Here is a 13,354-nt window from a genome sequence, read left to right as displayed (position 1 = left end):
GTGGCCTTGGTTGCGTTCAACGCACCCAAGGCGGCCTTCGGTGCGTTCAACGCACCGAAGGCCACATTGGGGCGCTAGAGACCCAGCCCCGGTGTCAACGCCAGCTGCCGCACCTGGGCGAGCGTCAGTGTCGGCTCCGGACGCTGCTCCGGCAGGTGGACGTCCTTCTGCTCCAGCACCCCGCTGCTGGTCGACCAGAACTGCACCAGCGCGTTCGGCACCGCCAGCGCCACGCGGTTCTTCACGGCGTCACCAGTGCGCAGTGTCGACAGCCACATCGTGCCCTGGGGCGTCGGTTCCGTGCGGCAGGTGATCTCGTCCGGTTCGCCGCACGGTGGGCCGCCCGCGTTGCCGGTGGGCAGGATCAGGACGTACACCGAGCCGGAACCCAGCGAGTCGGTCACCCGGACGCCCATGTGGAAGATCGCCTCGCCGGGCGCGTCCCCGATCGCGTCGGCGATCAGGTGGAACGGGTCTTCCGGCGGGGTCTCCCCCGGGATCGTCAGCCGCGTGATCTGCGCTTCGGGATCCAGAAGAGACCGCACGGCCTTCCCCACCACGCAGCTCAGCCGGTCGACCAGTGCCGAGCGGGTGTCCGATGAGGACGGACAAGGCGGGCCCGCCACCGGAGCCCGGTGCGGCAGCACCACCACCGCCAGCCCCAGCGCGAGCGCCACCACGACCAGCGCCACCGCCCCCGTGAGCAGGTGCTGCCGGCGGGACCGGCGGGCCGACGCCAGCACGCCGGAAGTGGAGAGACCCAGCGGGGGCTCGCCTTCGGTCACGTAGGCCGTCAAGGCGGATCGGACGTCTTCCATCACCGCTCCTCCGCCGTCGGCGCGGGCAGGACCGCGCGCAGGGCTTCGACCCCGCGGGCCGTCTGGGACTTGACCGTGCCCTCGGCGACGCCGAGCAGCGAAGCGACCTCCGCCACCGGGAGGTCTTCGAGGAACTGCAGCACGACCATCGCGCGCTGCCGCGGCGTCAGCCCGGAAAGGGCGCGCTCCACGTCGAGCCGCACGGGGGTGTCGCGGCCCGGAGGCGACTCCTGATCGGGCGGAGAAGCCATCACGTACTCACGAACGGACGTCCGCCTCCCGGCGAGGAAGAGGTTCAGCAGGATGCGACGCGCGTAGGCGTCGACGGTGTCCGGACGCACCCGCCGCCAGCGCCGGTACAGCTGCACGAACATGGCCTGGACCAGGTCTTCGGCCTGGTGCCAGTCGCCGCAGAAGGCGAACGCCACCCGGCGGAACCGCTGCACCCGCGCGGCGAAGTACTCGCTGAAATCGAGGTCTCTCGACGCCCCCACCCGGCCCTCCTTCGCACGTTCTCAGTGTTACTAGTGCGCGGAGGGCCGGGAAGGTTCAACTCACATGTGAACAGCGCCGGGAGCGGCTTCGCCCTTCGGGACGCCCGGGCGCAGCAGCAGGCCGCTCAGCAACGCACCCGCCGCGAAGATCACCGCCGCCCACGTGAACGCCGTCGTGTAGCTCTCGATCGACGCCTCGGCCGCCAGCTGCGGCGTGGGGACCTTGCCCGCGAGGTACGACGTCGCCGCGTTGCCGGCCAGCGTCGACAGCAGCGCCGTGCCGATCGAGCCGCCGACCTGCTGCATCGTGTTGACCGCGGCCGACGCGACACCCGCGTCACGCGCCTCGACGCCGAACGTCGCGACGCTCATCGCCGGCGCCATCGCCAGCCCGATGCCGAAGCCCATCACCAGCAGCGGGCCGAGCACGCCGGAGGCGTACGTGCTCTCGAGACCGATGCCGCTCAGCCAGAACAGCCCGACGGCCGCGATCGCCATGCCCGTCGGCACCAGCGGACGCGGGCCGAAGCGCGGCAGCAGGACGGCCGTCGCCGTCGTGGCGGCCAGCATCAGCGTCGCGACCATCGGCAGGAAGCCGACGCCGCTCTCGATCGGGGTGAACTTCAGGTTCTGCTGCACGTAGAACGTCAGGAACAGGAAGATCGCGAACATGCCGATGGCGAGCAGGAACATCGCCAGGTACGAGCCGCCGCGGTTGCGGTCCAGCAGCACGCGCAGCGGGAGCAGCGGGTGCGAGACGCGCTGCTGCAGCCACACGAACACGCCCAGCAGCACGACGCCTGCCGTGAGGAACCCCCACACCGAGACCGCCGACCACGAGTCCGCCTCGGCGTTCGCGAAGCCGTAGACCAGCGCGAACAGACCGGCCGACGCGGTGACCGTGCCCGGCAGGTCGAGCTTCGGGCGCGGGCCGGCGTCCTTCTGGTTGCTCAGCAGGACCGAGCTGCCGACGAACGCGGCCACGGCGAAGATGATGTTCACGAACATGCACCAGCGCCAGTCGAGGTACTCGGTGAGCACGCCGCCGAGCAGCAGCCCGACCGCCGCGCCGCCACCGCCGATGGCGCCGAAGACGCCGAACGCGCGACCGCGTTCCTTCGGGTCGGTGAACGTGGTGGTGAGCAGCGAGAGTGCGGCCGGCGCGAGCAGCGCGCCGAACACGCCCTGTGCCGCACGCGCGATCAGAAGCATCTCGATGTTGCTGGCCGCGCCCCCGAGCGCGGACACCGCGGCGAAGCCGGCCAAGCCGACAAGCAGGGCGTTCTTGCGGCCGAAGAGGTCTGCGAGGCGCCCGCCGAGCAGCAGGAGGCTGCCGAACGCGAGCGCGTAGGCCGTGACGACCCACTGGCGGGCGTCGTTGGAGAAGCCCAGGTCGACCTGGGCGGAGGGCAGCGCGATGTTCACGACGGTCGCGTCCAGCACGACCATCAGCTGCGCCAGGCCGATCATCACCAGGATCAGCCACCGTCTGGCGTGGTGGGGGTTGTCGGCGGCGCGCGTGTCCCCCGACGGCGCGACGACGAGCGTGGACTCGGTCATGGAGTGTCCTCACAGAAAGTGATCAAGACGCTATGTGGAGTAGGTATCTCCCCTTACGAGACCCAACGTACACAAGAACCGGAGATGGTGCCTCTACTTGGTTGGTAGAGTGGGACGCATGACACGGGACACTGGTCCCGCCGCACCGGCGCGGCCGCTGCGGCGCGACGCCGAACTCAACCGCCGCCGCATCCTCCAGTCGGCCCGGGAAGTCTTCGGCCGGCGAGGCCTCGAAGCCACGCTCGACGACATCGCGCACCACGCCGGTCTCGGCGTCGGCACGGTGTACCGGCGCTTCCCCAGCAAGGAACACCTGGTCGAGGCGATGTTCGCCGAGCGGATGGAGGAGATCGGCGACCTCGCCGAGGAAGCGCTGAAGGCCGAGGACGCCTGGCAAGCGTTCGTCGACTTCACCTGGAAGTCGATCGAGCTTCATTCAGGCGACCGCGGGCTGCGCGAGATCATGCTGTCCAACAAGTTCGGCCACGAGCACGTCGCCGAAGAGAAGGCCCGCATGGTGCCCTTGATCACACAGCTCGTCGAGCGGGCCAAGGCGGCGGGCGGCCTGCGCGCCGACTTCTCCCCGACGGACATCCCGCTGCTGCACATGATGGTCGGCTCGGCGATCGAGTTCACGTCCGCGGTGGAACCGGACCTGTGGCGCCGCTGCCTGGCGATGCTGCTGGACGGGTTGCGCGCGCAGCCGGGAAAGCCGTCGCAGCTGCCCCACCCGCCGCTCGGCGTGGACGAAGTCGACGAAGCGATGTCGTGCTGGCGCCCCTGAGGGGGTGATCGGCGGCTCGCCGAGCTTGGCGTGGCGCGGGAACAGTTACAGCGGCGGCGAAGTCGCCTTCACCGCGCCCGCCGTGAGGGTGCGGGACTCGGAGGATCCCTCCGGCCCGCACCTCACCGCCGGCGCTTCTTCCTGGTTCGGCTTGCTCACCTCCGTCACTCGGACGGGATGACCGCCCACATGATCAGGTAGGCCACGAACTGCGGCCCGGGCAGCAGGCAGGACAGCACGGCCAGCAGCCGCACGGTGCTGGTCTTCATGCCCCACCGCTGGGCGAGACCCGCGCACACGCCGCCGATCATGCGGCCGTTGCGGGGACGGGACAGCCGTCGGATGGTCGGTGCGCTCATCGTCTTTCCCTTTCTTCGAACTTCGGATATCCCCACTTCACCACGGGAGCACCCGCTTCCGCATCGCTCGCGGGAAGGATCGCTCCCTTAGGGGACGGTAAAAACGAAAACCATTCGGAACCTCCGGCGAAACCCCGGAAACCGGCGCGAAATCCGGTGACCTGCACGTTCTCCGGGCAGGGCGCGAAAAACCTCTGAGAGATGTCCCCGTCAGGGCTGGTTTTTCGCTTCGATGCGGTGATACTTGCACACCGTGTACCCGCGTCTGCAGTCCTTGGTCGTCGCCATGCTCTGCGCCCTGCTCGCCGCCGGGTGCGCGACGACCCAGGCCGCTCCCGAGACGAATTCCGGGCCGACGCCGCTGACCGCGTCCGCCGCCCTCGGGGACTTCGCGACCGTCGACTACTGCAGTCTGCTCGACGTGCCCGAGGTCGCACCCGGCGCGGTCGTCACCCCGACGTTCGAGACCTGCCGGGCCGACGTCGGCACGCGCACGATCCTCGTGGGGCCGCTGGCCTTCGACTCCGACCCGAACATCAAGCCCTACGCCTACCCCGGGCCGGTGCCCGACGGCGTCGCGGTGCAGCAGTCGATGTTCAACGACCGCAGCGCGTGCACCCGCGCGATCATCTTCGCCGACGGGAACCGGCTCGACCTCTCGGTCACCGACACCGGTGACGACCAGGGCGACCGCTGCGGGGTCGCGGACGCGACCGTCGGCTCGGTCCTGGGCGCGGTCACGGCGAACCAGGTGGGACGGCTCAAGTTCCCGGAACGTTCGTGGGGCCTCGTGGCGCCGTGCGCGATGCTGGACAACCACGACCTCGACCCCCTCGCGGGCGCCGGCACCCGGCCGACGACCGGACTGTCCGGGCACAGCTGCATCCGCGGCAAGGTGAGCTTCAAGCTGACGGTGCAGACGGACGAGGACAAGGCCCCGGCCGGGCCGCCCGAGCGGCTCGGCGGCCGCGAGGCCCGGGTGCGGGTGACGGGGGCGTTCTGCTTGGTGGACACGACGCAGCCGGCGCCGGGACTGCCGGGCCGCCGGGAACTGGCGGAGCTGAGCGTGGTGGAGACGGCGGGCACGGCCGGCGACGGCACGTGCACCGTGGCCCGCGCGGCGGCGAACGTGATCCTGCCGCTGCTCCCGACGGCGTAACCCAGGCTCGACGGCGGCCGGGGCTCCCTGCCACTTTCTTCCGCGGCGATGTCGAATGACGCCGAGCGCGTTCGTGGCGAAGGTGAGAGACCGGCACCGAACTCACCACCTCGAGGAGCGCATCATGACCGCCACCTACACCTTCGACGTCTTCTGCAGCCTCGACGGCTTCGGCAGTCACCACGGCGATTGGGGCGGCTACTGGGGCAAGCAGGGCCCCGAGCTGCTCGCGCACCGCCTCGCCCAGTACAGCGAAGACCAGCGGATGGTCTTCGGTGCCACCACCTTCCGGACCACCGCGGAGATGCTGAACGCCGCTGCCGACGAGGTGCTCGACCCGTGGGTGAAGCGGCTGCGGAACCTGCCGGCCACCGTGGTGTCGAACACCCTCGTAGGACCGCTCGACTGGCCGGACGCGACCGTCCAGGGCGGCGACGCCGTCGACGTCGTGACCCGGCTCAAGAAGGAGTCCGACGTGCCGCTGCGCTCGCACGGCAGCCTGGCGCTGAACCGGGCGCTGCTGGCCGCCGGCCTGGTCGACCGCGTCCAGGTGACGCTCTACCCGGTCATCACCGGCAGGACCGGGGAGGGCCCGATCTTCGCCGGCGCCGAGGACTTCGACCTCGAGCTGCTCGAGACCCGGACGCTCGACGGCAGCATCCAGGAGCTGATCTACCGGCCCACCCTGCACCCCTGAAAGCCGTGAAGGCCTCCTTACCGGCATCTTGAGCCGGTAAGGAGGCCTTTACGGACTTGGGGCTAGTCCTCGTAGGTGAGGTTCTTGCCGTTGGACGGGTCGAACACCTTGATCTTGTCCGCGTCGAACCAGACTTCGAGGTCCTCGTTCTCCTTCGCGGACGACTCCGCCGACAGGCGGGCCACGATCTGGGACTCCGACCCCGGGACGTCGGACGACCCGCTGTCCGCGGCCAGTTCCGCCAGCTCCGCGGACGTCGCCGTCTCGCCCTCCACCGTGAAGTGGGCGAACTTCTCCGAACCCATCGACTCGAGCACGTCGATGTGCGCGGTGAACGTGCTGCCACCGGTCTTCTGACCGGCCTCCACCAGCGCCGCGTCCTCGAAGTGCTCCGGCCGGATGCCGACCAGCACCTCGCGCCGCGCGTCCGCCTTCTCCACCAGCTGACGGATCCGGTCCGTCAGCGGCGTGGTGCCCAGCGGCGTGCGCAGCTCGTTGTTCTCCAGCGTCGCCGGGAGGAAGTTCATCGACGGCGAGCCGATGAACCCCGCGACGAACAGGTTCGCCGGGTTCTCGTAGAGGAACTGCGGCGCACCGATCTGCTGCACGTACCCGCCGCGCAGCACCACGACCCGGTCGCCCAGGGTCATGGCCTCGGTCTGGTCGTGCGTGACGTACAGCGTCGTCGTGCCGAGCTGCTTCTGGATCTTCGACACCGACGTCCGCATCTGGCCGCGGAGCTTGGCGTCCAGGTTGGACAGTGGCTCGTCCATCAGGAACGCCTTCGGGTTCCGGACGATCGCCCGGCCCATCGCGACGCGCTGCCGCTGGCCACCGGAGAGGTTGGCCGGCTTGCGGTCCAGGTGCGCGTTCAGGTCGAGGATCGCCGCGGCTTCCTCCACCTTCGCCCGCACCGTCTTGTCGTCCACCTTGGCCAGCCGCAGCGGGAAAGCCATGTTCTCGCGGACGGTCATGTGCGGGTACAGCGCGTAGGACTGGAACACCATCGCGATGTCGCGGTCCTTCGGGGCCTTCTCGTTGACGCGGGCACCGTCGATCCGCAGCTCACCGGTGGTGATGTCCTCCAGCCCCGCCACCATGTTCAGCATGGTCGACTTCCCGCAGCCGGACGGGCCGACCAGGACCAGGAACTCACCGTCGGCGATGGTGATGTCCACTTCGGACACCGCGAGCGCGCCGTCAGGGTACTTCTTCGACACCTTGTCGAGGACGATTTCTGCCATGACTACCCCTTCACCGCACCGGAGGTCAGCCCCGCCACGATGCGACGCTGGAAGAACAACACGAACACAATGATCGGGATGGTGATGACGACCGCGGCCGCGCTCACCTGCCCGGTCGGGTCCTCGAACTGCGAGGACCCGGTGAAGAACGACAGCGCCGCCGGCACCGTGCGCGACGCCGTGGTCGACGTCAGCGAGATGGCGAACAGGAAGTCGTTCCAGCAGAAGATGAACACCAGGATCGCGGTGGTGAACACACCCGGCGCGGCCAGCGGCGCGATCACCTTCCGGAACGCCTGGGCCGGCGTCGCGCCGTCCATCTTCGCCGCTTTCTCCAGCTCCCACGGGATTTCCCGGAAGAACGCCGACAGCGTGTAGATCGACAGCGGCAGGGCGAACGTGATGTAGGGCAGGATCAGCCCCGGCCAGGTGTCGAACAACCCCAGGTTCCGCTCGATGTTGAACAGCGGGGTCACCAGCGACACCTGCGGGAACATCGCGATCAGCAGCGAGAGCCCGACCAGCAGCTGCTTGCCGGGGAACTCCAGCCGCGCGATCGCGTACGCGGCCATCGTGCCCAGCACCACCGCGATCACCGTCGAGATGATCGCGATGCCGATCGAGTTCACCAGCGCCAGCAGGAACTCCGACGTCTGGAAGATGTCCGCGTAGTTCTGCCAGGTCCACGACTGCGGGATGAACGACCCGTCGGTCAGCGTGTCCTTGGTCTTGAACGACAGCGAAACGACCCAGAGCACCGGCACCAGCGCGAACACCAGCACGAGGATGTCGACCAGGCCCCACCTGACTTTGCGGCCCGTCGTGACGGTTCCCATCACCATCAGCGCTTACCCCCGTCGTCCGAACCCGGTGCGGCCGTGCCGAACACCTTGATGAAGATGAAGGCGATGATCGCCACGGTGATGAAGATCAGCACCGCCATCGTCGACCCGATCCCGAGGTTGAGCCCCTTGACCAGGTTGTCGTAGGTCTGCATGGACACCGAGCCGGTGTCCTGCGCACCACCGGTGAGCACGTAGATGTTGTCGAAGATCCGGAACGCGTCGAGCGTGCGGAACAGCAGTGCCACCAGGATCGCCGGCTTCATCACCGGCAGCATGACCTTGGTGAACCGCTGCCACGCGCTCGCGCCGTCCATCGACGCGGCCTTGAGCAGGTCGTCCGGCACCAGCGCCAGGCCGGCCATCAGCAGCAGCGCCATGAACGGCGTGGTCTTCCACACCTCGGCGAGGATGATGATGAACATCGACGGCCACTGGTCGGTGAGCGGCGCGCCGTCGGAGGCCAGCCAGTTCGCGAGGTAACCGGTCTTCGGCGTCCACGCGTAGTACCACGAGAACGCCGCGACGACCGTGACGATGCCGTACGGGATCAGGGCGACCGTGCGGACCAGGCCGCGCCCGACGAGCGTGCGGTGCATGACCAGCGCCAGCGCCATGCCGAGCACGAACTCGATCGCCACCGACACCACGGTCAGGAACATCGTGGTGCCGAACGCCGTCCACCAGTAGGAGTTGGACAGCACGGCCCCGTAGTTGTCGAGGCCGACGAACTCCTGCTGCGCGGGGAACCTCAGGTCGTACCGCTGCAGCGACAGCCAGATCGAGTAGACGATCGGGTAGCCGGTGACCGCGATCATCACGAAGAACGCGGGCGCGCACAGCCAGAGCCCGAGCTTCCGCTCGGCCTTCTTCCCTTCGGAGAGCGCGGGCTTGCCCTTCTTGCGGGAGGTCGCCTCATCGGCGACCGTGGCCCCGGCGGTGTCCGCCGGAGTCGAGTCCTGGACGGTCACGGGATCACTCCCTTCGACTGGAGCGCGTCGTTGAGCTGCTCACGCAGCTTGTCCGCGGTGGCCTGCGGGTCGATTTCACCCGGCGGGGAAAGGACTTTCGACATCACCGTCGACATGTTCTGGTACGCCGGGGTCAGCGGCCGCACCGCCGAGTCCTTGATGGCGTCGATGATCGAGTCGCGCATCGGGTACTTGAGCGCCATGTTCGGGTTGTCGGCGCTCGCCGGCTTCGACGGGTCGAGCGGCGTGTCGTTGTGGTACACCGATTCGATGGTCGGCGGCACACCGTCGTTGATCGCCGAGAACTTCTGGTTCTCCGCGTTGCGCAGGCACAGCGCCGCCTCGAACGCCTCGGGCTTGTGCTGCGACAGCGAGCTGACGCCGAGGTCGTAGCCGCCGATCGTGGTCTTGGCCGGCGTGCCGGCCTGCGCCTCGGGGTAGACGGCCCACTTGAAGTGCGAGACGTCCTGCGGCTTTTCCTTGGCGTAGGAGGCGTAGACGAACGGCCAGTTGAGCTCGAACGCGGCGTCACCGCGCTGGAACGTCTGCCGGACGTCGTCCTCCTTCGAGTTGGTCAGCGAGGGGTCGGTGATACCCGACGACGCGATCTGCTTCAGCAGGGCGAGTGCCTTCACCGCGCCGTCGTCGAGGACGACGGACTTGCCGTCGTCGGACAGGATGTGGCCGCCCATCGACTCCACGAGCGTGTTGTAGAAGACGACGAGGCCTTCGTACTGCGCGCCGGTGAAGACGATACTGTAGGGCTTGCCCTGCGCTTTGAGCTCCTTCGACTTGGCGATCATCTCGTCCCACGTCTTCGGCGGCGTGGGCGTGATGCGGTCGTCGTACCAGAGCAGCTGGACGTTGGTGTTCTTCGTGGCCGCGTAGAGCTTCCCGTTGTAGGTCGCCGTTTCCAGCGGTCCCTGCAGGACGCCTTCGGTCGCTGCCGCCTTGTTCTGGTCCTTCCACTCCTCGACCCAGCCGGCTTCGGCGAACTCCGAAACCCAGGTCACGTCGAGGCCGAGGACGTCCATCGCGGTGTCGCCCGCGGCGAGCCGCCGGGCCATCTGCAGGCGCTGGTCGTCCGCGCCGCGCTGCAGCTTGTTGTAGACGATTTCGTACTTGCCGTTCGCCGCCGCGTTGCAGTTGTCGACGACTTTCTGGAAGCTGTCTTCGGGCGCGTAGTAGACGTTGATCTTGAGCCCGCCGCTCGAGCCGCAACCGGCCAGCATGCCGGTCACCAGTGCCCCTGCCCCCAGCAGGACCGCGGTACGGCCGGGCGAGCGCCCCCGTTTGCCCGCGCCGATCCTCTTCCCCATAAGGCCTCCTCACCCGCATGCACGCCGGAAACCGCGGTGCCCGGCGGGCACCACGACGCGATGAGGCGAACCGCGCCAGCACCCCGACGTGCTAGTGATCGGGCCGCCGCGCTGGTTGGACGAGGCCGCCCGACTGGTGTCGGACAACTTATGCCGGGCGATCACACCCCGCAAGCAGTATCGGTAACGATTCAGCCCACTGCAGCTCGAACTGTGATTTTCCCCTGATAATGGCGGTTTTTTTCAGGTCGTCGCCGTCGGTGGCTTAAGGGCGAGCTTGGCGAGCAGCTCACGGGCCCGCTCGGCCGACCGGGGCTGGCACAGGACGTCGTAGCGGCCGGCGACGAGCTGGCTCGCCGAGGAGAAGTCCGGCCGCCGCCCGCGCGACATGCCGTACCCGATGGCGGCGAACATCAGCCCGGAGAGGACGCCGAGCACGAGCCCGGTCAGCACCTGCAGCACGAAGCCCTGGTTGACGAACAGCCCGAGCAGCAACCCGGCGAACACGCCGAACCAGGCTCCGGAGACGGCGCCGGTGGCGAGCACCCGGCCCCAGCTGAGCTTCCCGATGACCCGCTCGACGAGCATCAGGTCCACTCCGACGATCGTGACGTCGCCGACGGAGAATTCGCTGTCCGCGAGGAAGTCGACGGCCTGCTGCGCCTCGCCGTAGGTCGCGTACGACCCGATCGGCCAGCCGGTCGGCGGGGTCGGCAGCCGCGGCAGGCCGCCGGGCGCCGGGCGTCCGCCAAAGGGACTACTCACCATCATCACCTGCGCACTCGTGGGTCCGGGCGTCCATCTTGTCAAGAACGCCCGGACCGTGCGAGCCGCTTACCCCGAAAGGCCGGGGCCGGTGGTCGGACGCCGGTTGTCGCCGTATCGACAAACGGCGCCCCGAGCGTCAGGAGCGGGACTTGTACTCCCGCAGCAACCCCCGGCTGATGATGGTCTTCTGGATCTCGCTCGTGCCTTCGCCGATCAGCAGGAACGGTGCCTCGCGCATCAGCCGCTCGATCTCGTACTCCTTCGAGTACCCGTAACCGCCGTGGATGCGGAACGAGTCCTGCGTGACCTCCGCGCAGTACTCCGACGCGATCAGCTTCGCCATCCCCGCCTCGACGTCGTTGCGCTCGCCCGAGTCCTTCAGCCGCGCGGCGTTCACCATCATCAGGTGCGCCGCCTCGACCTTCGTCGCCATCTCGGCCAGCTTGAACGCCACGGCCTGGTGCTCGGCGATCGCCTTGCCGAACGTCTTGCGCTGCTGGGCGTACTCCACCGCCAGCTCGAACGCCCGGATCGCGATGCCGCACGCCCGCGCCGCGACGTTCACGCGGCCGACCTCGACACCGTCCATCATGTACGCGAAGCCCTTGCCCGGCGCCTCGCCGAGCACCATGTCCGCACCGATCCGGTAGCCGTCGAAGACCGCTTCGGTCGTGTCGACGCCCTTGTAGCCCATCTTGTCGATCTTGCCGGGGATGGTCAGCCCCGGCGCCACCTCGCCGAAGCCCTCCGGCTTCTCGACCAGGAACGTCGTCAGGTTCTGGTGGGCCTTCTCGGCACCTTCGTCGGTCTTGACCAGCAGCGCGATCAGGTTCGACGAGCCGCCGTTGGTCAGCCACATCTTCGAGCCGTCGACGACGTAGCCGTCGTCGGTCTTCTTCGCCTTCGTCTTGATGGCCGCGACGTCCGACCCGAGGTCCGGCTCCGACATCGAGAACGAGCCGCGCACCTCGCCGGTCGCCATCCGCGGCAGGAAGTGCTGCTTCTGCGCCTCGGTGCCGTGGCGGGTGATCATGTGCGCCACGATGAAGTGCGTGTTGATGACGCCGGACACGCTCATCCAGCCCCGCGCGATCTCCTCGACGACCAGCGCGTAGGTCAGCAGCGACTCACCGAGCCCGCCGTACTCCTCCGGGATGGTGATCCCGAACAGGCCCATCTCCTTCATGCCCTCGACGATGTCCGCGGGGTACGTGTCGGAGTGCTCGAGCTCCTGCGCGTGCGGGATGACCTCCTTGTCCACGAACGAGCGGACGGTCGCGAGGATCTCCGACTGCACGTCGGTGAGGCCGGCGGTCTGGGCGAGACGGGCCATCACGGCTCCCTTTCCGGTTGCGACGCCGGCTCCCGGCGCTGGGTTACCGGTGAGTATGACCCCAAAGCCGCCACCCTGCTATGAGGGCGCTCACGCTCCGCCTGATCGGCGCGCCCGGCCGGCGATCTTCGTCCCGGGGCCCGGCGTTGCCCACGGCCGCTTCCGCTGACCGGCTAAGTTGAGGTCCTGCACGCACCGAGGGGACCCGCCATGACCGACCCGTCCGGGGACAAGGACCGTCCGGCCGATCCGACCGTGTCGTACGACCCGCCGCCCACCGCGGAACCCGCGCCGTACGCGCCGGAGAACTACGACGCGCCGGCCGACAGCACGATCGCGGACACCACGGCCGCCGACACGACGGTCTCGGACACCACGATCGCCGACGCCCCGGCCACGCCGTCGGCGCCGGAGCAGCCCGGCCGGCTGCCGCCGGGCGCGTTCGAGGCTCCCGCCGCGCACATCCCCGGCACGCCGTACGTGGCTCCGGGTCAGCCGCAGCCGGTGTACCAGTACCCGTACCAGCAGCAGCCGTACCCGCCGGCCTACGGCCAGCCGTACGGCGGCCCGGCGCCCTACGTCCAGCCGCCGTACGTCCCCGTCGCACCCCGGCAGGACAACGCCCTGGCGACCGGCGCGCTGGTCTGCTCCATCCTCGGCTTCTGCTCCGGCATCACCGCGATCGCCGGGCTGGTCATGGGCCACATCGCGCTGAGCAAGACGAACCGCGGCGAAGGGGGCGGCCGCGGCGTGGCCACGGCCGCCGTGATCGTGGGCTACGTGGTGATCGCGCTGTGGGTCGGCTTCTTCACCACGCTCATCATCCTGGGTGCGAACGGTCAGCTGAGCTAGTCGGCCGGCCCTGAACACCGGCCGGGCTCACGCGGCTCGGCTACGAACGTCTTGAATGAGTCATTCAGGGCGCGGGAGGTCCTGAATGACTCATTCAAGACCTCGGCCGCGCTGCCCAGGGGCGATTTCCACGCGGTGCGGGCCAGTGAACGCG

15 protein-coding genes are annotated in these 13,354 nt (G+C 68.8%); 5 read left to right on the top strand and 10 right to left on the bottom strand.

The window, feature by feature from the left end; all coding sequences use genetic code 11:
• Positions 1 to 74: 74 nt before the first annotated feature.
• The 3 genes from AB0M59_RS19800 to AB0M59_RS19790 are packed head-to-tail and all read right to left on the bottom strand — an operon-like array spanning position 75 to position 2,872.
• Positions 75 to 818 carry a hypothetical protein gene (locus AB0M59_RS19800; protein WP_364616891.1) on the bottom strand — a complete coding sequence of 248 codons (744 nt, stop codon included), beginning with the start codon at positions 816 to 818 and terminating at the stop codon, positions 75 to 77.
• A complete protein-coding gene (locus AB0M59_RS19795) occupies positions 818 to 1,312 on the bottom strand; it encodes a SigE family RNA polymerase sigma factor (protein WP_364616889.1) in 495 nt (164 codons plus the stop codon). The genes AB0M59_RS19800 and AB0M59_RS19795 overlap by 1 nt, the downstream gene beginning before the upstream one ends.
• Before the next feature lie 60 nt (positions 1,313 to 1,372).
• Positions 1,373 to 2,872 (bottom strand): MFS transporter, encoded by a 1,500-nt coding sequence (locus AB0M59_RS19790; protein ID WP_364616887.1) that lies wholly within the window; start codon positions 2,870 to 2,872, stop codon positions 1,373 to 1,375.
• Between the two features lie 118 nt (positions 2,873 to 2,990).
• Between AB0M59_RS19790 and AB0M59_RS19785 the strand changes: the two genes are divergently transcribed.
• Together AB0M59_RS19785 and AB0M59_RS19780 are read left to right on the top strand one after the other, a co-directional pair.
• Positions 2,991 to 3,656: a TetR/AcrR family transcriptional regulator gene (locus AB0M59_RS19785; protein WP_364616885.1), complete on the top strand. Its 666-nt coding sequence runs from the start codon at positions 2,991 to 2,993 to the stop codon at positions 3,654 to 3,656.
• 4 nt (positions 3,657 to 3,660) lie between these two features.
• Entirely contained in the window at positions 3,661 to 3,837 is a 177-nt protein-coding gene (locus AB0M59_RS19780; RefSeq protein WP_364616883.1) for a DUF397 domain-containing protein, read from the top strand.
• Here the strand turns inward: AB0M59_RS19780 and AB0M59_RS19775 are convergent.
• Complete coding sequence (locus AB0M59_RS19775) at positions 3,821 to 4,015, bottom strand: PspC domain-containing protein (RefSeq protein WP_364616881.1); 195 nt, start codon at positions 4,013 to 4,015, stop codon at positions 3,821 to 3,823. The genes AB0M59_RS19780 and AB0M59_RS19775 overlap by 17 nt on opposite strands.
• Positions 4,016 to 4,268: 253 nt before the next feature.
• On the opposite strand from AB0M59_RS19775, the gene AB0M59_RS19770 reads away from it, so the two are divergent.
• Both AB0M59_RS19770 and AB0M59_RS19765 read left to right on the top strand, forming a co-directional pair.
• Entirely contained in the window at positions 4,269 to 5,174 is a 906-nt protein-coding gene (locus tag AB0M59_RS19770; protein ID WP_364616879.1) for a hypothetical protein, read from the top strand.
• A gap of 124 nt (positions 5,175 to 5,298) precedes the next feature.
• Positions 5,299 to 5,871, top strand: a complete 573-nt coding sequence (locus AB0M59_RS19765) for a dihydrofolate reductase family protein (RefSeq protein ID WP_364616878.1) — start codon at positions 5,299 to 5,301, stop codon at positions 5,869 to 5,871.
• A 62-nt stretch (positions 5,872 to 5,933) separates the two neighbouring features.
• Here the strand turns inward: AB0M59_RS19765 and ugpC are convergent, their stop codons facing one another.
• From ugpC to AB0M59_RS19735, 6 genes are all read right to left on the bottom strand, one after another.
• Positions 5,934 to 7,115, bottom strand: coding sequence for a sn-glycerol-3-phosphate ABC transporter ATP-binding protein UgpC (gene ugpC / locus AB0M59_RS19760; RefSeq protein WP_364616876.1), 1,182 nt, complete (start codon positions 7,113 to 7,115; stop codon positions 5,934 to 5,936).
• Between the two features lie 2 nt (positions 7,116 to 7,117).
• Positions 7,118 to 7,957, bottom strand: a complete 840-nt coding sequence (locus tag AB0M59_RS19755) for a carbohydrate ABC transporter permease (protein WP_364523706.1) — start codon at positions 7,955 to 7,957, stop codon at positions 7,118 to 7,120.
• On the bottom strand, positions 7,957 to 8,928 hold the full coding sequence (locus tag AB0M59_RS19750; protein WP_364616874.1) for a sugar ABC transporter permease: 972 nt from the start codon (positions 8,926 to 8,928) through the stop codon (positions 7,957 to 7,959). The genes AB0M59_RS19755 and AB0M59_RS19750 overlap by 1 nt, the downstream gene beginning before the upstream one ends.
• On the bottom strand, positions 8,925 to 10,247 hold the full coding sequence (locus AB0M59_RS19745) for an ABC transporter substrate-binding protein (protein ID WP_364616872.1): 1,323 nt from the start codon (positions 10,245 to 10,247) through the stop codon (positions 8,925 to 8,927). The genes AB0M59_RS19750 and AB0M59_RS19745 overlap by 4 nt, the downstream gene beginning before the upstream one ends.
• Positions 10,248 to 10,490: 243 nt before the next feature.
• Entirely contained in the window at positions 10,491 to 11,018 is a 528-nt protein-coding gene (locus AB0M59_RS19740) for a general stress protein (protein ID WP_364616870.1), read from the bottom strand.
• A 133-nt stretch (positions 11,019 to 11,151) separates the two neighbouring features.
• Positions 11,152 to 12,348, bottom strand: coding sequence for an acyl-CoA dehydrogenase family protein (locus AB0M59_RS19735; RefSeq protein ID WP_364616868.1), 1,197 nt, complete (start codon positions 12,346 to 12,348; stop codon positions 11,152 to 11,154).
• A 210-nt stretch (positions 12,349 to 12,558) separates the two neighbouring features.
• Between AB0M59_RS19735 and AB0M59_RS19730 the strand changes: the two genes are divergently transcribed.
• Complete coding sequence (locus tag AB0M59_RS19730; protein ID WP_364616866.1) at positions 12,559 to 13,200, top strand: DUF4190 domain-containing protein; 642 nt, start codon at positions 12,559 to 12,561, stop codon at positions 13,198 to 13,200.
• Positions 13,201 to 13,354 lie beyond the last annotated feature (154 nt).

Origin of the sequence: Amycolatopsis sp. NPDC051371, from assembly GCF_040682155.1 — a bacterium.
In the GTDB taxonomy this organism is placed as follows: domain Bacteria; phylum Actinomycetota; class Actinomycetes; order Mycobacteriales; family Pseudonocardiaceae; genus Amycolatopsis.
This window is presented reverse-complemented; position numbering and strand designations above follow the sequence as displayed.

Bases quoted from the DNA above. Each gene is read 5' to 3' on its own strand.
- AB0M59_RS19730 (WP_364616866.1), top strand. From the start codon at position 12,559: ATGACCGACCCGTCCGGGGACAAGGACCGTCCGGCCGATCCGACCGTG.
- AB0M59_RS19755 (WP_364523706.1), bottom strand. From the start codon at position 7,957: ATGGTGATGGGAACCGTCACGACGGGCCGCAAAGTCAGGTGGGGCCTG.
- AB0M59_RS19765 (WP_364616878.1), top strand. From the start codon at position 5,299: ATGACCGCCACCTACACCTTCGACGTCTTCTGCAGCCTCGACGGCTTC.
- AB0M59_RS19735 (WP_364616868.1), bottom strand. From the start codon at position 12,348: ATGGCCCGTCTCGCCCAGACCGCCGGCCTCACCGACGTGCAGTCGGAG.
- ugpC (WP_364616876.1), bottom strand. From the start codon at position 7,115: ATGGCAGAAATCGTCCTCGACAAGGTGTCGAAGAAGTACCCTGACGGC.
- AB0M59_RS19740 (WP_364616870.1), bottom strand. From the start codon at position 11,018: ATGATGGTGAGTAGTCCCTTTGGCGGACGCCCGGCGCCCGGCGGCCTG.
- AB0M59_RS19775 (WP_364616881.1), bottom strand. From the start codon at position 4,015: ATGAGCGCACCGACCATCCGACGGCTGTCCCGTCCCCGCAACGGCCGC.
- AB0M59_RS19785 (WP_364616885.1), top strand. From the start codon at position 2,991: ATGACACGGGACACTGGTCCCGCCGCACCGGCGCGGCCGCTGCGGCGC.
- AB0M59_RS19800 (WP_364616891.1), bottom strand. From the start codon at position 818: ATGGAAGACGTCCGATCCGCCTTGACGGCCTACGTGACCGAAGGCGAG.
- AB0M59_RS19745 (WP_364616872.1), bottom strand. From the start codon at position 10,247: ATGGGGAAGAGGATCGGCGCGGGCAAACGGGGGCGCTCGCCCGGCCGT.
- AB0M59_RS19790 (WP_364616887.1), bottom strand. From the start codon at position 2,872: ATGACCGAGTCCACGCTCGTCGTCGCGCCGTCGGGGGACACGCGCGCC.